Origin of the sequence: Ruminococcus callidus ATCC 27760 (assembly GCF_000468015.1) — a bacterium.
In the GTDB taxonomy this organism is placed as follows: Bacteria; Bacillota; Clostridia; order Oscillospirales; family Ruminococcaceae; genus Ruminococcus_C; species Ruminococcus_C callidus.
The window spans coordinates 3,113-3,668 of record NZ_KI260468.1; positions in this window are offsets into that span (position 1 = coordinate 3,113).

Here is a 556-nt window from a genome sequence, read left to right on the forward strand (position 1 = left end):
TCGTATACATTTACTATAATCATAAAAATAGTAACGACAATCACCGCAAGAACAAAAAGAAATAACCGCCCCACAGCTTCCAACTAAAGGCGGTTATTTTTTTACCAACTAGTGGGAGCAGACCGTCTACTGGTATGCTCTTTCTATTTCTATTATACGCCAGAACGCCGCATTTGTCAAGGGCTTTTTTGTGGGAAACGCGGCTAATCTCATTTGACATTTTTGTCGAAGTGTGGTATACTACCATTTGAGGGCATACCTGAAACGGTAGGCGGTCAAGTCTTTTTTGATTTTTGCTCCCACTGCTCATTTGAACAGACGGGAGGTGATTCGTATGATGGATCAATATGTCACCTTTGGTGATCTGCTGAAGATTTGCAGTGTTCTGCTATCCTTGGCAAATTTGATCGTATATATTTACTATAATCATAAAAATAGTAATGACAATCACCGCAAAAACAAAAAGAAATAACCGCCCCTGAGTTCCCCAACTTGTGGCGGTTAAGTCTTTTTAACTACTAACAGTGGGAGCAGACCGTCTACTGGTATGCTCTTT